This window comes from Streptomyces zaomyceticus, assembly GCF_014656215.1.
In the GTDB taxonomy this organism is placed as follows: domain Bacteria; phylum Actinomycetota; class Actinomycetes; order Streptomycetales; family Streptomycetaceae; genus Streptomyces; species Streptomyces zaomyceticus.
This window is the reverse complement of the sequence record NZ_BNBZ01000002.1, coordinates 431819-456390: the sequence shown is the minus strand read 5'-3', so window position 1 is coordinate 456390 and position 24572 is coordinate 431819. Positions and strand designations below refer to the sequence as shown.

Genomic DNA, 24572 nt, shown 5'->3' with positions numbered 1-24572 from the left:
GACTCCCCCTGCGCACCGGACGGCTCCACTCCCCCGTACCCGAGAGGGCCGGTCGCGCCCCCGGCGTGCGGCCCACCTTCCCGAAACACGAGAAAGACCCGGAAAGACGACATGAGACACCCCATGACCTCTCCCCACCCGGCCTCCCGCCTCCCCCGCGCCGCGCGCACACGCCTCGCCCGGGCCACGGTCGCAGTGCTGGCCGCCGTCTCGCTGACCGGCTGCGGCCAGGAGTCCGCGCCGTCGCAGGCCGTCGCCGTGACGGAGTTCAACGAGAACGGCGTCACCGTCCGGCTGAGCGTGGCCGACTGGAAGTCCGACGCGGGGACCCTGGTCGCCACGTTCACGCCCGACGAACCCGGCTTCCACCTCTACAGCACCGCGCTCCCCGCCGAGGGCGTCGAAGGGGTGGGGCGGCCGACCGAGGTCCGGCCCGCCGGTTCGGTCGCCACCGCCGGTGGGATGACGGTGGACAAGCCGGTCAAGAGCATCACGGTGCCGGGCGTGCGCGCCGCCGTACCGGTCTACCCCGACGGCCCCGTCACGGTGACTCTGCCGATCCGGGCGACCGCTCCGGGCGAGGCGAAGGTGCTGATCGGCTACGCGAGCTGCAGTTCGACCGAGGGGTGTACGATCCCGGTGGCCGACCGGGCGGTGTCCCTGCGCACCGGCGAGGAGGGCCTGTCGTTCGGCGCCTCCTGACGGCCCGTCGTCCCGGATAGCGGGGCCGGTGACGGCATACGCCACTCCCGGAGGACGTCGTACAGGGAGACTCTCCGGCGGCCCGTCGTCCGGACCCCGGACCCGAATCCCCCGACCGTGGCGCTGCGCGCACGGCTACCCGTTGGAGCGCTGCACCCGTGAACCGAGGGCCCCGAAGACGCCGTGCCGAACCCGGGGCGTCACGGTGAGGCGCTCCCTGGCGGGGGTGGCGCTCGCCGTCACCTCCATGGTGGCGCTGTCGTTCCTGATCCCGCTGGGCCTGCTCGTGATGTCGCTCGCCCGCGAGCAGAGCATCACGGCGGCCGAGCAGAGCGCGGCGGCGATGGCACCGATCCTGGCCCTCACCACGGACGCGGCCGAGTTGCGCGAGGCGGGGGCGGGGCTGCGCGCGGCCGAGCACATGGTCATCCATCTGCCGGACCACAGCACGGTCGGCGGCACGGGGCACGCTCCGCCGGATCTGCTGGGCCGGGCCGAGGAGGAACGCGAGTCCATCTCCCGGGACGTGCCCGGCGGCTGGATCTACCTGCAGCCGGTGATCCTGCCCCAGGACCGGGTCGCGGTGGTGGAGAACTTCGTGCCCGACGACGTCCTGACCCGCGGCGTCGGCCTGTCGTGGAGTGTGATGGCCGGTCTCGCGGTCGTCCTGCTCGGTGGCTCCGTCCTGGTCGCCGACCGCCTCGGCTCCGCCGTCGTCACGGCGGCGAAGCGGCTGGCCGAGGCGTCACGCCGGCTCGGCACCGGCAACCTCGACACCCGCGTCCAGCCGAAGGGGCCGCCGGAACTGAAGGAGGCGGGCACGGCCTTCAACACCATGGCCGACCGTATGACGGACCTGCTCGCCGTCGAACGGGAACTGGTCGCGGACCTGTCCCACCGGCTCCGCACCCCCCTGACCGCCCTGCACCTGGCGGTCGAGCGGATCGCGCCGAGCGCCGACACCGGACGCATCCAGACGGCCGTCGCCGAGCTGGAGCGGGAGCTCAACGCGATCATCGCCGAGGCTCGCACGCCGCTCGCCGTCGGCCCGATGGGCCGGGCCCTGCGGGGCGAGGAATCGCCCGACGGGCCGCGGGAGGGCGGGGACCACTGCGAGGTCGCCGACGTCGTCCGCCGGCGCGCGGCCTTCTGGGCCGTGCTCGCGGGTCAGCAGGACCGTCCCTGCACCCTGCAGATCACGGACGAGACGACCCCCGTCTGCCTCCCCGAAGCGGACATCACGGCCGTCGTGGACGCGCTCGTGGGCAACGTCTTCCGGTACACCTCCCGGGGCACCGCCCTGGAGGTCTCCGTGTGCCGCACCGCCCACACCGTGGAACTGACCGTTCACGACGCCGGCCCCGGCATCGCCGACCCGGACGGTGCCCTCGCCCGCGGCGGGAGTACGGGCTCCACCGGCCTCGGGCTCGACATCGCCCGTCGCGCGGCCCTCGCCGCCCGGGGCACCGTCCGCATCACGCGCGGCCCTCTGGGCGGTGCCCGCGTGGCGGTCACGTTCCAGCTGTCGACGGGTCAGGCTCCTGGCCGTCCGCGCTCGCGCCGCAGGGGCCGGAGGGCGGCCGCGGCACGAACGGCGCCGCGTGCGGCGGGCGACTGACGGCCCGGGGAGTCCGGCGTCCGAGGTCGGCGGCTACCGTCCAAGCGCCTGCCGGCGGGGTGCGAGCCCAGTCGGCGGGCGGGAGGGTTTACAGCCGACGGACGGCCGGACGAGACGCGTTCCAGGCGGGCGTACAGGGAATCCCGGTCCTCGCGCCTGAGTCCGTCCAGGCCCTCGGGGGTGCGTAGAGTGCCGGCCCGACCCCTACTCCACTCGGCCGCCGTGGCACTGGCGGAAGGCGCGGCTCTGTCCAGCCCGAAGGCTGGACAGAGCTCTTTCCGCCGAGGTCCTCACAGATCGTGGCGGCGGCCCTGGGCCAACGTGTCGAGCAAGGCCTTGATGCGGCGCGACTGCTCAAGGACGGCCCGGGAGGCCTCCGATGGATCGACGATGCGGTCCGCGACAACCTGCGCGCTCTCGTTGAGCGCTTCGGCGGCCTCCCCGTACCGCTCGAGGTCGATGAACCGGACGGCGAGATTGTTGAGGCTTACGGCATGCTCGACCTGGTCCCCGTACAGGGGGCGGTAGAGGTGGACGGATTCCTCAGCGGCGAGCAGCGCCTCTTCGGGCCGCCCCAGTGCGCCGAGGCGGTTGCCGAGATTGGTGAGGCACATGGCCAGGCCGTCGCCGCGAGAGAACTGGTCCGCGGCCAGCAGCCGGCGATGGAGCTCGACGGCCACCTCGATCGCCGCGAGCGCCTCCTCGTGCCGCCCCAGTTCGGCGAGAACGTTGGAGAGGTTGTTCAGGGTCATCGCGTGACCGCGCTCGAGCCATGGCGCGTCCTCGACCTGCAGTGACCGGAACAGGGTCTCCGCCTCTGAGGCCGCGGCCAGGCTCTCGTCCCGTCGGCCGGCTTCCCGCAGCTTCACAGAGAGGTTGTTGAGCGACATGGCCAAGCCCGGATTATGGGTTTCCGGGTCCCATGAGCCGACCTCTCGGTAGACGTTCACGGCTTCAAGGAGATCTGCGATCGCCTCGACCGACCGATCGCTCCCATCACTGTTGGCACGCAACCTGAGCACCTGGCCGAGGACGTGGCCGTACACCTCCGGTTCGTCCCGTGCGAGGTCCCGGCTCTGCCGGATGAAGACGGCGAGGGCCTCGCCCCTCGAGGTCCCCGCATCCGGACCCGCGAGCTCCTCCGCGAAGACAATCGCCAACTCGCCGGCTGTGGGCCTTCGTCCAGGGCGACGGTTCAGACAGTTCCAGAGGGTTCCGAGGAGTACGGGGCCAATCCCGGTCGTGGCCGGCGGCCGGTGCTGTCCGTCGCCGACCCTGGGATCCTCCCAGCTGCCCATCAGCAGCGACAACAGCACCGCGCCGAGCGCGTACACGTCCGACTCCGCTGTGGGCAGCAATCCTTCTCCGCCCTCCGCTAGATACGCCTCCCTGACGGGGAACAGGCCGCGATGGGGACTCTCCCTCCCGTCGACCCCGGCGGTCATCCAGCTCACCAGGTGGACATCGTCGTGGTCGGTGACCAGGACGGACCTCGGCCCGAGCGCACCGTGGACGAGACCGAGCATGTGCGCGCGGTCGACCGCCTCGGCGAGCGCCCGCCCGATCCGCAAAAAACGCTCCGTCGGGACCACGCCCTCATGCTCGTCGAGGACGAAGCGCAGGTTCGGCGCGGGCCCCGAGGTGGGGTCATCCGTACGGCGGTGGACGCGAGCCATGGCGACCCAGTCGGGCTCGGAGACATGGCCGACCCGCGCGTCGAGCAGTTCCGGCGCGTGCCTTCCCTGCATCCTGCCCAGGCAGTCGGCTTCCGTGGTGACCAGCTCCCCGGCGGGTGTCCGGCCACCCACATCGCCCGGGCTGGGCACCCGGACCACGGCGGCGGTGCCGTTCTCGTCCTCCCCCAGGTACATCGTCACGTGGACCCAGCCCCGGCCGCTGCGCGCGGTGAGCCGGAACCGCCCGAGCCGCGGCGGGTCCTCCGGCAGGAGCGCTTCCCAGCCGGCCGGCAGCTCGCCCGGAGGCGGCGGTGGCGTACGCGACGCCCCTTCGACCGGCACGCCGAGACGGCCGAGCAACTGCTCGCGCAGCCAGCCGAAGGAGCGTCCGGTGTCATAGATCACTGCGGTGCCGTCGGGGTGGCCGACCCAGGCCGGGAAGACCGGGGCACGCCCGACGGCGGCCTCGACGCGCGCGGTGACGGCTTCCGTCGTCCGCAGCAGTTCGCGCGGCGACACGGCCCCGAGGAGCACGCGGCGGGCGTCGCTCGTGAAGTCGAAGCGGCGGTGGTGGGGCAGCAGGTCGGGGGCGTCGGCGGCGAGCTGGTGCATCAGGCCGCCGAGGAAGACCTCCATGAGGTGGCCGGCGTCGGTGGGCGGCCCCAGTGCGCTCTGGACAAGGCGCATCACCGGCGGCGTGACGGGCGAGACGGCCGCGAGGTGGGCGGCGAGGCGGTACGCCTCCGGGGTCGCCGCATCGCGGAACCGGAGGACGGCCTCGGCCTCGTCGCCCCGCCGTGCGCCCGTGTGCGTGTGGGCCTCGGCGGTGGCGGACCGGCCGGCGTGGGGTCGGCCACCGTTCCACAGCGGCAGCAGGGCAGTGCCGCCGGAGGCGACGAGCCGCGCCCAGTCGGCGACGGCGGCGGGAGTGGGGGCGAGGACCGGTACGGGTACGGAGTCGAAGTCGACGAGGCCCGGCGGCAGGTCGGGGTCGGTGACGTGCCAAGCGTGGGTGGGGCCGCCGCGGTGGTGACTGGTGACCTGCCAGCGCTGGGCGCCGATGCCTGTACTCGCCCAGAGGTGCGCGGGGAGGGCGTGGACGATGGCGGTGGGACCGCACCGCGCCCAGCGCTCCATCGCACGGCGCATCCCGCCGTCGCGCCAGGCCTCACCCACGCCGTCACTGACGACGAGGACGAGGGTGTGCCCGGTGGGGTCACTGAGGGTGTCCGTGGAGCGAGGGCGTCCGTGGGGGCGGTACGGACCGGGGCGGAGGTACGGGCCACCGGCGCGCGTGTGGAGCCCGTACACGCGGACGTCCCGGAAGGCGCCGGCGCGTTCCATGAGCGTGCGGATCTCGGCGGCGAGGCGGTGCCAGAGGACCATGGAGACGCCGTCGTCGACGACGAGCGCGAGGGAGAGCCAGCGGGTCCTGGCGGGCCGGGCGACGATCTCGGGCAGTCCGCTGTCCGCGATGGCGGCGACGGTCCTGGCGATGTCGAGTTCGTGGCGGGCTCGGTCGGGGTAGCGCCGGCGCAGCGGCCGCAGCGACTTGCCGAGCCGGAGTTGGCCGGCCTCGATGAGGCGGCTGTCAGGGGCGCGGACGGCAACGGCCCGGGAGGGGCGTGCGTCCGCCCCGGACTCCGCCCCCAGCGGGTTGTCCCCGTATGGATACGGCCGCGCCGCCGCGAGGAGCGGGCTCGCGGCGTGTGGGACGGCCGCCGCCGGTGCGGGCCGCTCGCCGGGACCGTCGGCGGGTGCGGCAGTTTCTACGGGCGGGGCCGCGAGCTCCGAGGGGGCGTCGTCCCGGGCGATGTCGGAAGGCGCCGGATCGGCCGTGGGCGTGACGGCCCGGGCCAGGGGCGCGGTCCCCGGCGGCAGTTTCCCAGCGAGCCAGAGGGCGTCGAGCAACTCCTCGTGGCTGAGCTCGGCCCCGCTCTCGGCCAGGACCTTCGCCACGCGCCCGATCATCACGTCACACGGCTCCGCCGAGCCGGTGGAGCACGGCTTCCAGGAGCGAGCCCGCGTCGAGGTCGACGCCACCCTTACGGAGGAAGACCGCGTTGAGCAGCTGGTCGGTGGCGAGTTCGCCGGAGACACGGCGGCCGAGGAACTCGCTCAGCAGGTCGTCGACGCCGTCGAGGGCCTCGGGGCCCAGGTGGGCGGCAACGATCTCGCGCAGTCGCCGCTCGTCGGGCTCGGGCAGGTCGAGGCGGACGCAGCGGCGAAGGAAGGCGGGCGGGAAGTCGCGCTCGCCGTTGCTGGTGATAATGACGACGGGGAATTCGTGGCAGCAGACGCGTCCGCGCGGCACCGGGGCGGGCGCGTCCGGATCGTCAGTCTGGACGTACACCGGCCCGTGGTTCTCGGGGAGGCGGGTGAGCTCGGGGATGACGAACTCGCCCTCCTCGAAGACGGTCAGGAGGTCGTTGGGCAGGTCCACGTCACCCTTGTCGAGCTCGTCGACGAGCAGGACGCGCGGGCGGTCCCGAGGCACGAGGGCGTTGCCGAGGGGGCCGAGGCGTACGTACTGGCCGATGTCCGGTTCGGCGCCGTGGCCGGTACCGTCGGCGTCGCGGCGCAGGGTGGCCTCGCGCAGTCGGCCGACGGCGTCGTACTGGTAGAGGGCGTCGTGGAGCGTGGAGCGGCTGTTCACGGGCCATTGGAGGACGCGGCCGAGCGCGAGTTCATGGGCGACGGCGTACGCGAGCGAGGACTTCCCGGTGCCGGGGTGCCCGGTCACCAGAAGAGGCCGACGCAGGTGGAGGGCCGCGTTGACGACGTCGGCCTCCGCCGGACCGATGAGGTACGGCCGCGGGAACGGAGTCGTACGTCCCTGCTCCTCCTCGCCCTCCGCCTCCCCTGACTTCTCGGAGGTGTCCGCCCGGCCGAACCGGCGCCATGGGGGCGCCTCGGGGAAGAGGGCGTCCCGGCGCTGCCCGTTCCCGCGGAAGAGGCGCCAGCCGTCCTTGGTGGACGACGGGTCTCCGCTGGCCACCTCGGCTCCGTGCTCTGCGGTCGTCATGACGCCTGGGTTCCTTTCAACGGGTCCCTGAGTTGCAGGGGTTCGGGCTCATGGGATCGGCCTTCCGGCTCCCACACGAGGGAGGGGCGGGCCCATTCCGGTCCCGGATGGGCATGCGACCTGCTCCGGAAGTTCCTGACACGCTCGGGGAGTTCGTCCGGGGGCCCGGAGGGACGCAGTGTGCGGAGCTTGTCGGCGTCCTCGTAGGAGACGGCGTCGCGATCCCAGAGGACAACGGGAACGCCCAGGGCAAGGCAGAGCAGCAGCCAGGAGGCGCGTTGGTCGACGGGTCCGTGGAGGACGACCTGGGCGGTGTCGCGATGGTCGTTCTGGAGCAGGTACGCGAGCTGTGTCCGGTTCCCGCACGTCCGGTCGGTGACCAGGGCCACCGCCCTGCCCTGCTTCCACCGGTGCTGTTGCGCATCCTCTCGGTCCGTCACGTAGTCGCTCAGCTCGGGGCAGCTCAGGGTGACGCGGTACTCCGCCCCGATGGGTTGCCCCGGAACGAAGTCGTTCGGTGCTCCCGGATCCCATTCGTCGACGGCCAGGTGGAGCCCCGACCGGTCCACTACGACGGTCACCCACGGCACATGGTGCCCCTGTCCGCTCTCCTTCTTCGCCGCAGCGACGCTCGCGCGCAGGCAACGCGCCGCCTCCTCCGGGGTCTTCGACGTCGAGTCCGCCTCGTGGATCACGCTCGGAGTGCCGTCCATACGGACGAGGACGATCCGGCAACGGTATCGTTCGTCGACCGCGGACTCGTCCCGCTGGAGCTCCATCACCACGCGGGACACGGGCGAGGCCGGCCGGCTCGCCCATTCCACGGCGTCCGCGCGCCGTTCACCGAGGGCACCGCGGTGGATGCCGAGCCGCCTGGCGGTCGCAGAGGACCAGGCGCGGAGGCCGGCTCCGACGGCGGCTTCCGAGGCGGCTGCCACATACTCGACGAGCCGCAGCAGCCCCGGAACCGGCGGGGTGCCCTCCGGTACGCCCTGGCTGTCGGTGAGCGCCTCCAGCCCCTCAATCACCTCGTCGAGGTCGTCCGCCGCGAGGTAAGGGCGAGTGAGGGCCTCGGGCAGGACGCCGTACCGGAGCGCCTCGCGGGCGGCGCGCGACAGCAGAGTGGGCTGCTCCTTGCACAGGCCGCGCAGCAGGTCGAGCAGACCCTCGTACTCGTGCAGGGAGAGCAGGGAGCCGCAGCCGAGCACCCTGGCCTGGACGAAGAAAGAGGTGAGCCGGTCACGGAAGACCGGGTCCACGGCCTGCGGCTCGAGGGCGGCCCCGAGCGAGGCGAGGGCGCGGGGATGAGCCACGAGGAGCAGCGCGAGGTCGGCGAGGGACGCCGTGTAGCCGTCCGCATCGTACCCGAGCTCCCGCGCGAGCTCGCGGGCGTGGACGGCGCGGCCGATCGGGTCGGGGAGCAACTGCACCAGCAGCGTGGCGAGTTTCGTCTCGGCGGCGGTGCGCTCACCGACTGGTCCAGCCTCGGGCGGCTGAACCCTGCCGAGGGGGGCGAGTTCGGGGGGCGTGCCCGTGTACTCGGCAAGGTGGGCCGCGAACGTGGCGTCGCCGAGGAACGACCGGGCGGGGAGGGCGTGCAGCCGCCGAGCCCCGTAGGCCAGGGCCTCCTGGACCACTACACCGACAAGGTGGTCGTCGTCACAGAAGATCGCGGTCCCGGAGGCGCCGCCCCAGGCATTCTTGCCGTCGATGCCGGGGGCCGGTGCGGGGTCCTGGTCAAGGACGTAGCGGTTCATGGCGCCGGAGAGGGGCGGCAGGAAGCCGCGCAAGTGCTCGACGTCGCGGGTTTCTCCAGCGGCGGCCCGGGGGAAGCCGAGCCCGTCGTACGGCAAGGGCGCCCTGCCCGTGGGATTGCCCCATCGGACCGTGCCGGGCAGCTCCGACGCCTCCTCCAGGAGCAGGAGGGCGACGTCCAGGCCCTCAGGGTGTTCCCAGAGCAGCTCGGCGCGGGTACGGGTCGTATCGCCCTCGACCGGATGCCCGAGGCGTACTGACGTCACGGGCCAGAGCGTGCCCGTGTCGTCGTTCAGCAGCACATGCCGAGCGGTCAGGACGAGCCGTGGGGCGATCAGATAGCCGGATCCCGTGCTCCGGACCCGTTGGTCTGTCCCGCTGCGGATCAGCGCCAGTCTGCGCGGATCCACGTCACTCCTCGTCCCACGACCCGGCTTCGTCGTCGCTGATGTCGGGGCTGTCGCCGCCGGCGGCCCGGTCCTTGACCTTCAGCCGCAGCGTCAGCTTGTGGGTGCGGACGCTCTCATGCCCGCCGCCGGCGCCGACGGAGACCACGCCGAAGCCGAGCTTGCCCTCGCCGTTCACGTTGTTGCGGAGTTCGAGGAGCAGTTCAAGTTCCGCCTCATCGACGGTGAAGGCGAACTGCTGTCCGGAGCCGCTGTCCTGTGCCTGGTACAGCTCCTGCCGCAGCTCTTCGATGGCCGCGGCCAGCCCGATCGTCGACACCCTTGCTCCCACCCACGGTTCACTCAAGACGCTCCGTCGCCGTTACGTTACAGCGCCACGGGGGCGCCTCAAAGCCGGATCGTGGACAATCGCTTCCATGCAACCGCTGGAACCGTGGGGACCGCCAGATGGCTACCGCGCCGACCGGGCGACGCCGCTCGACGATGCCGGGGCGGGGGAGGCCGAAGCCCTCCTGTGGCGCGTCGCCGACATCCTGCGCGGTGGCCTCGACGTCTCCGAATACCGGGAGTTCGTCCTCGGCCTGATCTTCCTCAGGTACGCCTCGGAGGCCTTCGACGAGCACCGGCGGGAGCTGGCCACGCACCTCGCGGCGGAGGGCGTCACCGACGAGCTCGTGGACGACCGCGTCGAGGAACGTGCCACGTTCGACCGTGCCGGTGCCCTGTGGGTACCCGAGTACGCGCGTTGGTCCTGGATCGCCGCCCGCGCCGAGGGAAGGAGCGTCGCACGGCGCCTCGACGAGGCAATGGAGGCATTGATGAGGTCGAACCGCACGTTGGCGGACGCCCTCCCGGTGGTCTATCGGCGCGGGGGCATGGACGACGGGCGCCTTGCCGAACTCGTGGAGTTGGTCGGCGACATCCGCTTCGACGACGCGCGCAGGTCGCCGAAGGAGACGCTCGGTGACGTCTACGAGTACTTCCTCGCCGGTTTCGCGCAGGTGAGCAGCACCCCTGGCGGAGGGTTCCACACGCCCCGGTCGGTCGTCCGCCTGATGGTGGCGCTCGTGGAACCGGGAGCAGGTCTGCTGTACGACCCGGCATGCGGGACCGGCGGCATGTTCGTGGAGGCATCCGCGTACGCACGCGCCACCAGGGGACCCGACACCGATCTCCGCTTCCGGGGGCACGAGTCGGATCAACGGACGTGGCGCCTGGCCAGGATGAACCTCACCGTCCATGGTATCGACGGCCGGGCGGACGTACGGTGGCGGGACACGCTGAAGGTCGACAAGTCACCTCGGCGGAAGTCCGACTTCGTGCTGACCGCGCCGCCGCGGGACACCTCCCCGACGATCTGGCTCCGTCACGTGTATGAGAACCTCGACGCCCGAGGTACTGGCTGCCTCCTGCTTCCGAACGGGTTCTTCAACTCAAGCTCTAAGGCCCGAGCGGAGTTGTTGGAGAGGGACCTGATCGCGGGCGTGATCGCACTCCCGAGCCGTCTGTTCGGGTCGCCGAAGACTTCGGCAAGCCTGTGGGTCCTCTCCGGGGACAAGGGCCGGCAGGAGGACCGACGACTGGCCGAGCGGCGCGGCGAGATCCTGTTCGTGGACGCCCGCGAGGCGGGCACAATGGTGGACCGGTCGCAACGCGTCCTGACCCAGGCGGACCTCACGAGGATCTCGGAGACCTACCACGCCTGGCGGGGTACCGCCTCGGCGCAGGCGAAGGGATTGGCGTACGCGGACGTGCCGGGCTTCTGCGCCACCGAGGGCCTCGCGCGGGTGCGGCAGCACAACTACCTGCTCTCACCCTCGCGGTACACGCACCCAGAAACGGCGGGCCGCCCCACACCAAGGGGCGTTCGTGTTGATCTCGCCTCCTTGACCAGAGACTTGTACTCCCTGTTCGACTGAGGACGACCGGGCCGACAGGGTGCTGGTACAGACGTGAGCAAGGACAGCAATGCCGCGTCGCCGGAGCGGTCGCCCGCCAACGTCTGCCGGCGGTACGGCCGCCGGGACGACCACGGCACGATGACCGCGGTACAGCTGGGCAGTGCACACTGCGAGACCAAGCCATGCACTCGGTCTTGCGACGTTCAACCACCTGACCTGGGATTGCGGGAGCAGAGTACGCGGCGCAGTCTGGAAGGGGGTGGCCCACCAGGTTCGGGAGTCGTTGGTCGCCACCGATCCTGGGATCGATTCACAAGGCACCGACATCCGTCATACGTCGAGGAGTGGGTGAGATGACGGAACCGACCGGTAAGGGAATGTCAGAAGAGGAACTCGCCAAGCAGGTGATGCCCTCGATCCTCGAACTGCAGAAGGTTCTGGTCCAGAACGCAAGGAACTCCCAGCAGTTCCAGCACGAGGTGGGATACGTCAGCCTCACCTCCTGCGACCATCACAGCTGCGGCGGCCCCGGTGGTGGCGGCACCATCATGTGACAGGGCCCTTCAGGGCAGCTCTCCCGAGCGGCCGTGGTGAGAGCGATCACGCGGCCCTCGGGACGTCGTGTTCTCGGCATCACCGCGTCCAGCGCCGGCTCCGGCCACCGACGAACCCACCGACGACGACTGCACGGGGCGGTGTCATGCACGACTGGGAAATCGTCAACGCCTATTCTCGATATCACCCCAGATGGTTCGAGAGCGCGGACGCGTACACACCGACTCCGGAGCACGTCGAGGCGTTCGAGGCCCTCTCGCCGGCCGACTGGACGCTCCATCGCAACGGCCTGTGGTACGTCGCGGGGTCACCCCGGGTCTCCGTGCCCGAGCAGGGCTGGAAGATCCACGTCTCGGTCCGCTCCCGGGACTCCCTCGCCTGCCTGGAACGAGCTGTCCGCTGCGCGTTGGACGCGTCCGTGTCGTTCAAATTCCTGCTGGACGCGCAGACGGTGGCGGACGTCAACGGCAAGTTGTGGCCGCGCGGTTCCAGCGGGAAGTTCATGACGTTCTATCCGCCCGACGACCGGACGTTCCTCCGCCTGGGAGACAGCCTGGCAGGCGAACTGAGCGGATTCCCCGGCCCTTACATCCTCTCCGACCGACGGTGGCCGGATTCGTCCTGCGTGTACTACCGGTACGGCGGATTCAGCCCTCGGACGGTGCTGCAGCCGGACGGCAGCCGCCAGTTCGTCATCCTCGACTCCCACGGCTCGTACGTGCCCGATGTCCGCCGCCCGTTCTGGCATCTGCCCGAATGGCTGACCGATCCGCTCGTCCAGGACCGGCCACCGCTCGGAGAAGCGACGCCGGCCCTCTGCGACGGGCGCTTTCATGTGACATCGGCGCTCAACTTCTCCAACCGGGGCGGGGTCTACCTCGCCGACGACACGGTCGGCGGAGGGACCGTCGTACTCAAGGAGGCCCGGCCCCACATCGAAGTGGGACTCAACCGCCTCGACGCCGTGGAGCTGCTCGAGAAGGAACACCGCATCCTGCGTGCCCTCTCCGACTCCGGATTCTACGTGCGCCCGGTCGAGCTCTTCGAAGAGGGCGGGCACGCCTTCCTCGTGGAGGAGTACCTGCCCGGCGACCACCTCGGCCGCTACAGCATCCGACGGAACCCGCTCTACCGGACGAGCGTCACCGGAGCCGTCCTGGACGAGTACTACGCCGGCCTCCGCGGCCTCTGGGTGCAGACGGCCAGGGCGGTCCGAGCGGCCCATCGCCGCGGCATCGTGCTGGGGGACCTCTCCTTCGGCAACGTCATCGTGCAGGACCCGTCCACGATTCGCGTCATCGACCTCGAATGCGCCGTCGAGGAGGGCATCGACCCGCCCGTCGGCCTCCACACTCCCGGGATGGCGGCGCCCGGAGCGGTGCGCTCGGGGATCAGCGACCGCGACAACGACATCTACGCGCTGGGAGCCCTGGTCTTCGGAAGCGTCATGCTGGCGAACGGGATGTCCGAACTGTATCCGCCGTCACGCCGTCGCTTCCTCGCCGACCTCGGTGACGACCTCAGGCTGTCCGACCGGTTCCTGGGGCTGCTCGACGAACTCATGGACCGGCCCGCTCCCGGGCACGCCCCGGACATCGACCAGGTCGTTGCCGCCCTGACCGACGTCCCCGTCACCGAACCCACGCCGCTTCGGAGGGGTCGCGGGGCGGCGGGCGACACCGTCCGACGCCGGGCACCGCGCCGACCGTCGAGACACGGAACGCGCGAACTCGCCCGTGAGACCCGGGGCGCCGCTCTGCGCTACCTGGAACGCACCGCAACGCCGGAGCGCCACGACAGGCTGTTCCCCGCGGACCCCACCGTGTTCGAGACCAATCCGCTGTCCGTCGCCCACGGCGCCGCCGGCGTCCTGCACGCGTTCCACCACGCGGGGGTCGCGGTTCCGCCCCACCTCGCCGCCTGGATGGCCGACCGGAACGTCACAGACGAGTCGTACCCGCCGGGTCTCTATCTCGGGGAATCCGGCATCGCATGGGTGCTTCACGAGGTCGGCCGACCGGACGCCGCCGCCGACCTCATGCGAAAGGCCGGTCGGCACCCCCTGCTCGGCGCCTCGCCGAACGTGCTCCTCGGGGCGGCGGGTTACGGGATCGCCTGCCTCCGGTTCTGGCTCGATGGGTACGGGGACGATTTCCTCGACGCCGCGGTCCGGGTCGGAGAGCGACTCGCAGCCACCTGCGTCCGCGGCCGCCAGGGCGCCCACTGGCCGGACGCGGAGGGCAATGTGCCGCTCGGTTACGCCTTCGGCGGCAGCGGAATCGCGCTGTTCCTTCTCTACTTGTCCCGGGCGGCTCGGGACGAACGCGCCTTTGCCCTCGGGCGCTCCGCTCTCGGCCACGATCTGGCACATGCGATCCGGAACGGCGAGGAGTTCGAGGGCTTTCCGGCGTTGGTCCCCCACGCGTCGGAGGCGGGCCGGATCGTGCCGAGGTGCTACTGGGACTCGGGTTCGGCCGGTGTCCTCACCACTCTGATCCGCTACCTCGCCGTCCGGCCCGACAACGTGCTCCAACGGTGGCTGGCGCCCCTCGTCGACAACGTCCGTCACAAGTACGCCGTCTTCCCCCAGCTGTTCCACGGTCTCTCGGGCATGGGGAACGTACTTCTCGACGTGTGGGAGTTCACAAGGGATCCGCAGTACCGGGAGGCCGCCTGGACGGTGGCGGAAGGGGTTCTCCTCTTCCGTATCGACCGCCCGGAGGGAACGGGGTTCCCCGGAGAGCAGGCGGTCCGCGAGAGCGCCGACCTCGCGACGGGAACGGCAGGGGTCGCGCTCTTCCTCGACCGCCTGATCAGGTCGGATACCGTCCCTGCCGGAAACTTCAACTTCGTCGTCGACGAACTGGTGCCGCGCCCTCAGCGGTGAGGGCTGCTCGCAACCCTCACCGCCGTCGCCGGGGCGCGTCCGCGGCCGCGCCGGGTCCTACGTCAGGCCGGCCCCGGCGGGGTCGCCGTCGAGGAAGCCGCCCGACTGGTGCTGCCACAGCTTCGCGTACGCGCCCTCCGCGGCGAGCAGCTCGTGGTGGGTGCCCTGCTCGGCGATCCGCCCGCGGTCGAGGACGACGAGCTGGTCCATGGTGGCGACCGTGCTCAGCCGGTGGGCCACCACCAGCGCGGTCCGCCCTTCCATGAGCCGCCAGAGCGCGTCCTGGACGAGGACCTCGCTCTCGGAGTCCAGGGCGCTGGTCGCCTCGTCGAGCAGCAGGATCGGCGCGTCGCGCAGGATCGCCCGCGCGAGGGCGACTCTCTGGCGCTGACCGCCGGAGAGCTTCACTCCGCGCTCGCCCACCATCGTGTCGAAGCCGTCGGGAAGCGCGTGGACGAACTCCGTGACATGCGCCGCCTCGGCCGCACGGCGGATCTCGGCGTCGGTGGCGTCCGGCCGGGCGAACGCGATGTTCTCCCGCAGGGTGCGGTGGAACATCGCCGGGTCCTGCGGCACGTAGGCGATCAGGCTGCGCAGTTCGGCCTGCCGCAGCCTGCTGATGTCCTGTCCGCCGATCATGATGCGGCCGCCGCCGATGTCCGTCATCCGCAGCAGCAGCCGGGTCAGTGTGGTCTTGCCGCCGCCGGACCTGCCGACGAATCCGACCTTCGCCCCGCTGGGCACGGCCAGGTCGAGGTCCTCGAAGAGCGGCTTCGCACCCGCGTGGGCGAAGTTCACCTTCTCGAAGCGCACGTCGGCGCCCTTGACGAGGAGCGGCTCCGGCACGGCCGGATCCCGTACGGTCGGCGGGGTCATCAGCAATTCGGTGAACTGCGCCGCCTCGGTCATCGAGCTCTCCAGACGGCGGTAGATCTGGTTGAACTCGAACATGATCCGTGTGGCGTTGGAGTAGTAGGTGAAGGCGACGACGACCGCCTCGACGCCGTGCTCTCCCGCGCCGAGCGAGAGGGCGAGCAGCAGTCCGAGGGCGTTGGTCAGTACGGACATCGGTGCGACCACGGTGTCGATGCGCAGATTGCCGTAGTCCCACGAGCGCAGGCTGAGCCGCCGCGATTCGGCGACGCGGGAGCGGTGTTCGGCGGCCTCGCGGTGTTCGGCGGCGAAGGACCGGACGGTGTCCATGTTCATCAGGGAGTCGGCGACGTGGCCGGAGACCCGGGCGATGGCCTCCTCACGCTGGTCGACGAGCGCCTGCCGACGACGGATCAGGGGCCGCACGCCCAGGGCCGTCACCGCGATCATCACCAGGAGCCCGACGACGAGCAGGGGTTCGTACGTCCACAGCACCACCGACGCGAACACGAGGGGGACCAGCTTGCCCATGACCGAGAAGGTGAGCGTGTCGACGAACTCCTCGAAGCGGGAGGCGAAGCTCAGCACCCGCTTGGTCAGCGAGCCGGCGAAGTTGTCGTGGAAGAAGGCGGCGTCCTTGGCGAACAGCTCGTCCATGCCGATCACGTACAGGCGCTCGATGCCGAGGGCGTCGAGGCGGTTCAGGCAGTGCAGTCCGACCCGCCAGAGCGTCTCGGCGAGCAGGAGCACGCCGGCGAAGCCGAGGACGTAGGGCAGCATCGGGCCGATACCGCTGTCGGCGCCCCCCGCGATGCGGCCGACGAGCTTCGCGACCACGAGCGGCGCGATGTAGAAGATGCCGATGTTGCCCAGCGCCGGAAGCAGCATCGCGGGCACGGTCAGCCCCTTGAGCCGGAGCAACTCCTTTCCGTAGTAACGAAGAGCGAGGCGCACAGGACCCCCGCCGGGCGAACTCTTGCGCGATTCAGGCTTTCCCATCCCAACCCTAATTTGTCGGATCGAACTGGACAGGGTTGGCAGTGTTCCGCGCGGACACTCGCGTCGTCCAAGGGTTTTCCTCGGCGGGACGAACCGCGCAAGCGGTTCCAGCCGTGGCACGGCCAGTCGTCCGTGCACGTCGGACTTCCCGGGTCACCTGGGGCGGGCGGCCCGGTCCGCAGGACTCCTTCGGCGAGGATCTATCCAGGGATCTCCGTGCGCTCCCACCATTCGTACACCCGCAGGGTTCCCTCCGCGGTGTCGTCCCGGCGTTCGGTCTCCCTGAAGTGCTCGTATCCGCCGAGGTGCGGGATCTTCACGTCCTCGCCGGGGGTCTCGACCGTGACGATCCGCTCGGGGAGGTCGTCCGGCCCGCCTTCCAGTACCACCTTGTGCACCATGGCACCAGTGTCACCACCCTCGGTGCGCATCGCATGCGGGAGGCGTCCGCCGGGGCCTGCCGCCTCTGACGCGGGTGCCCGGAATCACCGGCCACGCCCGGGCCGCCCGCTCGCCCGCCGTTCGGGCCGGTGCTAGACATGGACTATGGCCGGATTCGTCGGCCGCCTGCGCTCCGCGTTGAGCGTCCGCACCGTCGCCCGCCAGGTCTTCTCCCTACAGGCGGCGATCGTGGTGCTCCTCGTCGTGGCCGCCGTGGTTGCTCTCGTACTGCAGTCCCGGGCGGACAGCGCACGGGAAGCACGCAACCGGTCCCTCGCCGTGGCCGAGACCTTCGCCAGCGCACCGGGCATGGCGGAGGCCCTGGCCGGTCCCGACCCGACGGCAGTGCTCCAGCCACGCGCCGAGGAGGCCCGAAAGGCGTCCGGCGTCGACTTCCTCGTGGTGATGACCACGAACGGGATCCGCATCACCCACCCCAATCCGGCGCAGATCGGAAAGAACTACATCGGCACGATCGGCCCCGCGGTGGCAGGCGGGGTCGTCAGGGAGACCGTGACCGGCACCCTCGGCCCGTCCACCCGCGCCGTGGTCCCCGTGACCGACGCGCAGGGCGACGTGGTCGCCCTGGTGGCCGCCGGGGTCACGCTCGAATCCGTGAGCGGAGTCGTCGATCATCAGCTGCCCCTGCTGCTCGGCGCCGCGGCGGCCGCGCTGGCGGTCGCCACCTTCGGTACCGCTCTGGTCGGCAGACGGCTGCGCCGCCAGACCCACGGGCTGGGGCCCGCCGAGATGACCCGCATGTACGAGCACCACGACGCGGTGCTGCACGCCGTGCGCGAGGGCGTTCTGATCCTCGACGGCGACGGCCGGCTGGCGCTGGCCAACGACGAGGCACGCAGGCTGCTGGGTCTGCGCCCGGACGCGGAGGGCCGACTCGCCCATGAGCTGGACCTCTCTCCGGACATGGCCCGATTGTTGGCTTCCGGGCGCCCGGCCACGGACGAGGTCCACCTGGCCGGGGACCGGCTGCTGGCCGTCAACCAGCGGCCGACGGACCCCGGAGGCGGGCCGTCCGGCACTGTCGCGACGCTCCGGGACACCACCGAGCTGCAGACCGTCTCCGGCCGGGCGACTGTGGCGCAGGAGCGCCTGAAGCTGCTGTTCGACGCCGGCTTGGAGATCGGCACCAGCCTCGACGTCGAGCGGACCTCCCAGGAGCTGGCGGACTTCGCCGTACCCCGGTTCGCCGACTACGTCACCGTCGACCTGGCCGACCCCGTCCTGCGGGGCGAGGAGCCGTCGCAGAGCGGTGCGGCGATGCGCCGTATCGCGTTCCGGGGGGTCCGGGACGACACCCCGCTGTACCCGCCGGGAAAACTGATCCACTTCGTCCCGTCCACCCCGCAGAGCCTCGGGTACGCCTCGGGCGAGGCGGTCCTGGAGGCGGACATGGCCGCCTTCTCCGGCTGGCAGACCCAAGACCCCGAACGGGCCCGGGGACTTGTCGAGGCCGGCATCCATTCGATGATCGCGGCTCCGCTGCGTGCCCGCGGCGTCATCCTGGGTGTCGTCACGTTCTGGCGGTCGCGCAAGCCCGAGCCGTTCGAGAGCGACGACGTGACGCTCGCCGAGCAACTGGCCGCCCGTGCCGCGGTCACCATCGACAACGCCCGCCGGTTCACGCGCGAGCACACCATGGCGGTCACCCTGCAGCGCAGCCTGCTCCCCCGCGCCCTGCCGGAGCAGAACGCGCTCGAAGTGGCCCACCGTTACCTGCCCGCGCAAGCGGGCAGCGGTGTCGGCGGGGACTGGTTCGACATCATCCCGCTACCCGGCGCCCGCGTCGCCCTCGTCGTGGGCGACGTGGTGGGCCACGGGCTGCACGCCGCCGCCACCATGGGCCGGCTGCGTACCGCCGTCCACAACTTCTCCTCCCTGGACATGGCACCCGACGAACTCCTGTGGCACCTCGACGAACTGGTCACCCGGATCGACCAGGACGAGAGCGGCGACGTCGCGCCGGTCACGGGCGCCACCTGCCTGTACGCGCTCTACGACCCGGGCACCCAGCTGTGCACGATGGCCCGGGCCGGCCACCTCGAGCCCGTCATCGTGCGCCCCGACGGCAGCGCGGCGTTCGCCGCCGTACCGGGCGGCCCACCCCTCGGGCTCTCCGGACTCCCCTTCGAGACCGTCGAGATGCGGCTCCCCGAGGGCAGCAGCCTCGTGCTCTACACCGACGGCCTCGTGGAGGACCGCACCCGCGACATCGACGAAGGGCTGGAACTGCTGCGGCGTACCCTGGCTCGCCCCGGCCGCTCGCCGGACCAGACCTGCGACGCGGTGCTGAACGCGATGCTGGCCGATCAGCCCTCGGACGACATCGCGCTGGTGGTCGCCCGCACGCGTGCGCTCGACGACACGCGTACAGCCACCTGGGACGTCGCGTCCGAGCCGTCGGCCGTCGGCCGGGTTCGAGCCGCCGTCACCCGCACGATGGCCGAATGGGGTCTGGAGGAGGAGTCGTTCACCACCGAACTGATCCTCAGCGAGCTGGTCACCAACGCCATCCGCTACGCCGCCGAGCCCGTGCGCGTACGTCTGATCCGCGACCGCTCCCTGATCTGCGAGGTCTCGGACGGCAGCAGCACCGCTCCGCACCTGCGGCGCGCGGCGATCACCGACGAGGGCGGACGGGGTCTGTTCCTGGTGGCCCAGTTCGCCGACCGCTGGGGCACGCGCTACACCGCGGACGGCAAGGTCATCTGGACCGAACAGCCGCTTCCCACCGGCGCGCCGGACGACGCCGGGTGATGGGTGCTCGTCCGGTCACCGCTCCGCCCGGCCTCACGGGATCTCGTGGATTCCCCCGTCGATCCCCGCCCGGTAGAGCCGGCCCGCCGAGAAGCCGCGGTCGCCCTGCCCGTACGTGATCTGGGTGGACAGGGGCGGTCCCGACGCGACGGCGCAGAAGGTGCCGCCCTCGGCCCGCCAGACCTGGCCCGCCGTGTGCGTGGCGATCAGAGGCCGGCCACGGGCGTCGAGGGTGAGGCCGTCGGGGAGGGCGAGGACGTCGGTCCCCTCCGTGGAGATCCAGCGCTGCGGGTGTCCCGGATCGGCCACGGGGATGCGGTAGAGACCCGGCGCGACGGTGGTCTGGACGACGTACACCTGGCTCCCGTCCGGTGAGACGGCGATCCCGTTGGGCTGCGCCACGCGCGCCCAGTCGTGGTCGACCCGGCGGTCGGGCGTGACGCGACCGATGGTCCCGGCGCCCAGCGTGGTCGTGTACACCGTGCCGTCGGGCGCGAGAGCGACGCCGTCGATGCCGCCGAGCCCCGAGGCGTACGTGCTCACCGCACCCGAATCCGGGTCCACCAGCAGAAGCTTCGACACCGGGAGGACGCCTCCCGTGAGCGAGTGGAGGATGTCGTTGCCGGTGCCCACGAGCAGCCGGCCGTCCTCGCGCACGACGATCCCGCCGTTCGCGCCGATGCCTCCGGTGATCGGGACCGGGGTGACGCCCGGGGCGTCGATGCGGTAGACCCGGCCGGAACGGAGAGCGGTCGCGAACATCCGGCCCCGCCGATCGACGGCGATCGACTCGACCCAGTCGGGGATGCGGGCCACCAGGACCGGCTCTCCCGTCCCGGTCCCGTCCGCGCAGACCGGGGCCGCCCACGCCGGAGCCGGTGCCAGGACGCCTGCCGCCGCCGCGAGGACGGCCGCCGCCGCCACCGCGCTACGGCCGGGACCCCGTGAGGCACGACGGAACGTCCTGATCGCCCTGATCGCCCTTGCTGCCCTGGCTTTCGTGGTGGTCACCTTCATCGGACTCCCCCGCTCGCGAGTTCGGACGCGGGCCCCGTACGCCCCCGTCGCCTCCCCCGCCTACCCCACCGGAGCCCCTCGCCGAACCCCCGTATACAAACCGCCGTCAGGGCCGCGGGAACGCCAGTGCCGTCGGAGCCGGCCCCAGTGTCGTCGTGCCGGGGGGCGACCGGTGGCCCAGCCCCGTGCGGTACGCGTCCAGCGCGGCCTCGGTACGGCCGGCGCGGCGCAGAAGGTCGCCCAGCAGACGGCACAGATCGGCGAGGTCGCCGCTCGCTCCGCTGCGCTCCAGGAGCCCCAGGGCCATGACGTAGTGCTCCTCGGCGGTCTCGCCGTCCCCCCGCTCCTCGGCGATCAGCCCGAGCAGCCTGTGCGCACCCCCCGCGTGCACGGCGCCGTGCCGGTCGCCCGGTTCAAGGAACGCGGAGAGCAGATCCGACGCCTCGTCGTGCCGTCCGAGCCGCCGGAGGACATCGGCCAGTTCCACCTCCACGTGCGCCGTGAACAACGCCGCGCGTCTGACGTTCAGCATGTCCCGGGCCGCACGCAACTCCCTTTCGGCCGAGGCCAGTTCTCCGTTCTGGGCCTGGACGTAGCCGCGCATCCAGTGGCAGTGCGCGAGGTCGGTACGGAGGCTGAGCTGCTGGTAGATCGCCTGCGCCTTGGCCAGTGAGGCGTCCGCGTCGGCCGTGCGTCCCTCGGCGAGGAACGTCCGCGCCACCTGCCGGTGCATGCCCGCGACCAGCGCCGGGTCGTCGACCTGCGGAGCCAGCGCCAGGGCGAGCTCGGCGGCGTGCGCGGCACGGGCGTGGGCGCCCATGTCCATGTACGGGCCGATCACGGCGGCGTACAGGATGACCAGCGCCTCGGGGTCGGCCAGGCCGTTCGCGCCGAGCTCGTCGATGGTGGACTCGAGGAGGTAGCAGGCGTACCGCAGCTCGCCGGCCAGGAGGTGCGCGACGGCCCGGCCCCGGATCGCGCGTACGCGGCGGGGCAGCGGCTCCTCGGCGAGGAGCCGCTCGGCGGCCTGGAAGTGGTGGCCCGCGTCGACGAGTTCACCGGTCTCCAGGGCGCAGTCACCGAGCCCGAGCAGTGCCTCGGCCTGCTCGGGCGTGAGGCCGAGGTGCTCCGCGTCGGCGAGCAGGCGCCGGTAGTGCGCGGCGGCCTCCTCCGCGGTCCCGGTGGCCAGTTGCCGGCGCGCGTCGACGAGAGCGAGCCGCAGCTCCGTGGCGAGGTGCGCGGGCCGACCGGTGGCAAGCTCCTCGTACGACGTGCCGAGCCGCTCCGCGAGGAAGCGCAGCGCGGTCTCCGAGGGCCTGACCTTGCCCGACTCCAGCGTCGACACATACGCGGGGGTGTACGAAGGCTCGGCCAACTGCCGTTGCGTCATACCGCGTTGGGCACGCAGCCGCTGCACCCGGTGGCCGATCGTGGCCGGATCGTCCATGGGAACCCCCTGGTTCGTGAACTGCCCAGTATCCAGAAGCAGTAGGCATTGCGCACACCCTCGCGTTCCCCCTAGCTTAAGCGACTCGTTCAGTGCATTTACCGATGCACTTAACTCGCCTGACAAGGGGCTGATTTCATGCGTTCAGCACGACGAGGGGCCATGACGGTCGGAGTGACCGTCGCCCTCATGGCCGTACTCGCCGCCGCACCCGGCAGCGCCGCCGCGGACCCGACGGCACCCCCCACGGCCGGAGTCGAGGTCGAGATTCCGGGGCCGGAGCACGGGACGCTCGCCGGATCCGGCCACACCCGTGTGTCGCCGGAGGGCCGTGACCAGCCGGCCTCCCGCCTGACGGCGACCGAGGCGACCGCCGACGGCGAGGTGGCCAAGATCGTCGACAACGGCCCCACCGCCGACCGGCTCGACATCGTCGTCGTCGGAGACGGCTACACCGTCGCCGAACTCCCCCGCTTCCACGCCGACGCCCGGCGGAAATGGGCCGAGCTGACGGCCGTCGAGCCGTACACCACCTACCGCAACCTCTTCAACGTCTGGACCGTCGACGCCGTCTCGAACCAGTCCGGCGTCTCCGGCGACCCCTCTCCCGACACCCTCCGGGACACGGCCCTCGGCTCGTACTTCTGGTGCGACGAGATCGAGCGGCTCCTCTGCATCGACCAGGACAAGGTCGACGGATACGTCGCGAAGGCCCCGGAGGCCGACCTGGTGCTCGTCCTCGCCAACAGCACCAAGTACGGCGGCGCGGGCTACAACGAGCCCAGCGAGACCCTCGGCTACGAGGGCATATCCACGGCCTCGGCGGGCAACGAGAAGTCCGGCCAGGTCGCGATCCACGAGACCGGCCACTCCCTGGGCAAGCTCGCCGACGAGTACTTCTACGCCGACTACCCCGGCTACGAGCGGTACCTGGGCCCCGAGCCCGCGGACTCCAACATCACCACCCTCACGGCCGACGACATGGCCGACCGGGGCGCCAAGTGGCACCGCTGGCTCGGTGAGCGGTCCCCCGACGGCGGCACCGTCGGCGCGTACGAGGGCGGCGGCTACTACGTCACCGGACTCCGGCGCCCCACCGAGGACTCCCTGATGCGCTCCCTCGGCAAGCCCTTCAATCTGCCGGGAGTGGAGGCGATGATCGCCGGCTTCTACCGCGAGGCGCGCATCGCCTCCCCCGTCACGTCCACCGATCGTCCCCTCCGCGCGGGCGACACCGCCAAGGCCCTCGTCCCCCGGCTGGCGGGGGCGGACGGGCGTCAGCTCACCCTCCGCTGGTACCTGGACGGGCGGGAGATCAAGTCCCTCGCGGGCCGCACCCACGTACGCGTGTCCGACCTGGCCCTGCGGCTGCTCGACCTGCGCAGGCACACCCTGTCCCTCACGGCCGAGGACCGTACGCCCTCGGTGCGGGACCGCGCCATCGCCCGGACGATGAGGTCCACGGTCAGCTGGACGATCCGGCTCTGACGAGTCCCGCGGTGCGGATGTGGGCCGGATACGAGGAGGCCCCGGTTCGGTACGGCGGACGTCTGCGGCATCTGGACGGCCGGGGGCCGTACCGACGCCTGCTCCGTCCCGCTCGTATCGGAGTGGGGTCATTCGGCCCGCTTTACGCCGAAGGCCCGGCTACGCCCCCGGTCGGCCGGCCGAAAACCCGCTGCTTGGAGTGGAGCGAGGCCGCGCCGCCGCACCAGGGTCGGGCGCGAGACCGGGCCGGCTGTCGACCACAGAGAACCGGGCGACCGACCGCCCCCACTCCGTCTCGTCCGGCCCACGGCCGCCTGCCCCGGAAACCCCGCATCACGTGAAGACCGACACCGCTCCCCATCCCGCCCCGGCCGTGAACGACGCCGCCGGCCCCCGCGGCCGGCGCCCGCGCCCGGCCCGCATGGCCGGTCGTGCACCGGCGCGACCCACGCCCGCGGCCGCCGCCCACAACGTCAGCGCCGCCCCAGCTGCCCTCCTCGCGCTCGTCGCGATCGGCGCCGCCCTCCACGAGCCGGTGCTCATCCCCCCGCTCGCCGCCAGCGCCGCACTGGTCCACTGCGCCCCCGCGCTGCCGCCGGCCCAGCCGAGGAGCGTGGTCGTCGGCCATCTCCTCGGGGCCGCCGCCGGATACGCGGTGGCCGTCGCGTCGCACGGCAGCGCGTGGGCCGCCGCCCTCGCCGCCGGTGCCACCCTCGCCCTGACGACACTGGCCCGGACCCCGCGCTCCCCGGCGTGCGCCACCGCCGTCGTCATCGTCCTCCAGGAACCCGCGCCGGCCAGGTTCCTCCCCCTGCTGTGCGGGTCCACGGTCTTGCTCGTACTGACCGCGTACGCCGCGTCCCGCGTCCGGCGCGCGGCGCCGAGGTACCCCGTCTACTGGTGGTGAGCCGCTCCGGCCCCGGCGTCTCCTCGCCACGGAACACGGCCGGCATCGCGCCTCACCGGCCGGTCGCCGTATGCGTCCAGACGTCGTTGAGGATCTTGT

16 protein-coding genes are annotated in these 24572 nt (G+C 71.8%); 8 read left to right on the top strand and 8 right to left on the bottom strand.

The annotated features are described in order from the left end of the window. The first annotated feature begins 123 nt into the window (after positions 1-123). Positions 124-702 carry a protein-disulfide reductase DsbD domain-containing protein gene (locus IE311_RS04655; protein WP_189830231.1) on the top strand — a complete coding sequence of 193 codons (579 nt, stop codon included), beginning with the start codon at positions 124-126 and terminating at the stop codon, positions 700-702. A 205-nt stretch (positions 703-907) separates the two neighbouring features. Continuing rightward, complete coding sequence (locus IE311_RS04650) at positions 908-2320, top strand: sensor histidine kinase (RefSeq protein ID WP_189830230.1); 1413 nt, start codon at positions 908-910, stop codon at positions 2318-2320. Between the two features lie 290 nt (positions 2321-2610). Here IE311_RS04650 and IE311_RS04645 read toward each other — a convergent pair whose 3' ends face one another. Genes IE311_RS04645 through IE311_RS04630 form a run of 4 tightly spaced genes read right to left on the bottom strand, consistent with a single transcriptional unit; the run spans position 2611 to position 9502 of the window. Continuing rightward, on the bottom strand, positions 2611-5955 hold the full coding sequence (locus IE311_RS04645) for a protein kinase family protein (protein ID WP_189830229.1): 3345 nt from the start codon (positions 5953-5955) through the stop codon (positions 2611-2613). 16 nt (positions 5956-5971) lie between these two features. Next, a complete protein-coding gene (locus IE311_RS04640; protein ID WP_189830228.1) occupies positions 5972-7021 on the bottom strand; it encodes an AAA family ATPase in 1050 nt (349 codons plus the stop codon). Next, positions 7018-9186 carry a VMAP-C domain-containing protein gene (locus IE311_RS04635; protein WP_189830227.1) on the bottom strand — a complete coding sequence of 723 codons (2169 nt, stop codon included), beginning with the start codon at positions 9184-9186 and terminating at the stop codon, positions 7018-7020. The genes IE311_RS04640 and IE311_RS04635 overlap by 4 nt, the downstream gene beginning before the upstream one ends. Position 9187: 1 nt before the next feature. Beyond that, entirely contained in the window at positions 9188-9502 is a 315-nt protein-coding gene (locus IE311_RS04630; protein WP_189830226.1) for a trypco2 family protein, read from the bottom strand. Between IE311_RS04630 and IE311_RS04625 the strand changes: the two genes are divergently transcribed. The 3 genes from IE311_RS04625 (at position 9474) to lanKC (ending at position 14526) form a co-directional block, all read left to right on the top strand. Beyond that, positions 9474-11102 (top strand): type I restriction-modification system subunit M, encoded by a 1629-nt coding sequence (locus IE311_RS04625; protein WP_189830225.1) that lies wholly within the window; start codon positions 9474-9476, stop codon positions 11100-11102. The two genes, IE311_RS04630 and IE311_RS04625, sit on opposite strands and share 29 nt — an antisense overlap. 335 nt (positions 11103-11437) lie before the next feature. Next, positions 11438-11638 (top strand): hypothetical protein, encoded by a 201-nt coding sequence (locus IE311_RS04620; RefSeq protein WP_189830224.1) that lies wholly within the window; start codon positions 11438-11440, stop codon positions 11636-11638. Positions 11639-11784: 146 nt separating this feature from the next. Continuing rightward, on the top strand, positions 11785-14526 hold the full coding sequence (lanKC, locus tag IE311_RS04615) for a class III lanthionine synthetase LanKC (protein WP_189830223.1): 2742 nt from the start codon (positions 11785-11787) through the stop codon (positions 14524-14526). A 57-nt stretch (positions 14527-14583) separates the two neighbouring features. Here lanKC and IE311_RS04610 read toward each other — a convergent pair whose 3' ends face one another. Together IE311_RS04610 and IE311_RS04605 are read right to left on the bottom strand one after the other, a co-directional pair. After that, positions 14584-16398, bottom strand: a complete 1815-nt coding sequence (locus tag IE311_RS04610) for an ABC transporter ATP-binding protein (RefSeq protein ID WP_189830222.1) — start codon at positions 16396-16398, stop codon at positions 14584-14586. A 200-nt stretch (positions 16399-16598) separates the two neighbouring features. Then, complete coding sequence (locus IE311_RS04605; RefSeq protein WP_189830221.1) at positions 16599-16799, bottom strand: DUF5988 family protein; 201 nt, start codon at positions 16797-16799, stop codon at positions 16599-16601. 145 nt (positions 16800-16944) lie between these two features. Here IE311_RS04605 and IE311_RS04600 point away from each other — a divergent pair, with 145 nt between their 5' ends. Then, positions 16945-19614 carry a SpoIIE family protein phosphatase gene (locus tag IE311_RS04600; RefSeq protein WP_189830220.1) on the top strand — a complete coding sequence of 890 codons (2670 nt, stop codon included), beginning with the start codon at positions 16945-16947 and terminating at the stop codon, positions 19612-19614. A 33-nt stretch (positions 19615-19647) separates the two neighbouring features. Here the strand turns inward: IE311_RS04600 and IE311_RS04595 are convergent, their stop codons facing one another. Continuing rightward, entirely contained in the window at positions 19648-20625 is a 978-nt protein-coding gene (locus IE311_RS04595) for an SMP-30/gluconolactonase/LRE family protein (protein ID WP_189830219.1), read from the bottom strand. Positions 20626-20737: 112 nt separating this feature from the next. Then, entirely contained in the window at positions 20738-22078 is a 1341-nt protein-coding gene (locus IE311_RS04590; RefSeq protein WP_189830218.1) for a helix-turn-helix domain-containing protein, read from the bottom strand. Positions 22079-22216: 138 nt separating this feature from the next. Between IE311_RS04590 and IE311_RS04585 the strand changes: the two genes are divergently transcribed. Beyond that, a complete protein-coding gene (locus IE311_RS04585; RefSeq protein ID WP_229901723.1) occupies positions 22217-23566 on the top strand; it encodes a M64 family metallopeptidase in 1350 nt (449 codons plus the stop codon). A gap of 337 nt (positions 23567-23903) precedes the next feature. After that, positions 23904-24473 carry an HPP family protein gene (locus tag IE311_RS04580; RefSeq protein ID WP_229901722.1) on the top strand — a complete coding sequence of 190 codons (570 nt, stop codon included), beginning with the start codon at positions 23904-23906 and terminating at the stop codon, positions 24471-24473. Positions 24474-24572 lie beyond the last annotated feature (99 nt).

Bases quoted from the DNA above. Each gene is read 5' to 3' on its own strand.
- IE311_RS04600 (WP_189830220.1), top strand. From the start codon at position 16,945: ATGGCCGGATTCGTCGGCCGCCTGCGCTCCGCGTTGAGCGTCCGCACC.
- IE311_RS04610 (WP_189830222.1), bottom strand. From the start codon at position 16,398: ATGGGAAAGCCTGAATCGCGCAAGAGTTCGCCCGGCGGGGGTCCTGTG.
- IE311_RS04590 (WP_189830218.1), bottom strand. From the start codon at position 22,078: ATGGACGATCCGGCCACGATCGGCCACCGGGTGCAGCGGCTGCGTGCC.
- IE311_RS04655 (WP_189830231.1), top strand. From the start codon at position 124: ATGACCTCTCCCCACCCGGCCTCCCGCCTCCCCCGCGCCGCGCGCACA.
- IE311_RS04640 (WP_189830228.1), bottom strand. From the start codon at position 7,021: ATGACGACCGCAGAGCACGGAGCCGAGGTGGCCAGCGGAGACCCGTCG.
- IE311_RS04625 (WP_189830225.1), top strand. From the start codon at position 9,474: ATGGCCGCGGCCAGCCCGATCGTCGACACCCTTGCTCCCACCCACGGT.
- IE311_RS04620 (WP_189830224.1), top strand. From the start codon at position 11,438: ATGACGGAACCGACCGGTAAGGGAATGTCAGAAGAGGAACTCGCCAAG.
- IE311_RS04585 (WP_229901723.1), top strand. From the start codon at position 22,217: ATGCGTTCAGCACGACGAGGGGCCATGACGGTCGGAGTGACCGTCGCC.
- lanKC (WP_189830223.1), top strand. From the start codon at position 11,785: ATGCACGACTGGGAAATCGTCAACGCCTATTCTCGATATCACCCCAGA.
- IE311_RS04605 (WP_189830221.1), bottom strand. From the start codon at position 16,799: ATGGTGCACAAGGTGGTACTGGAAGGCGGGCCGGACGACCTCCCCGAG.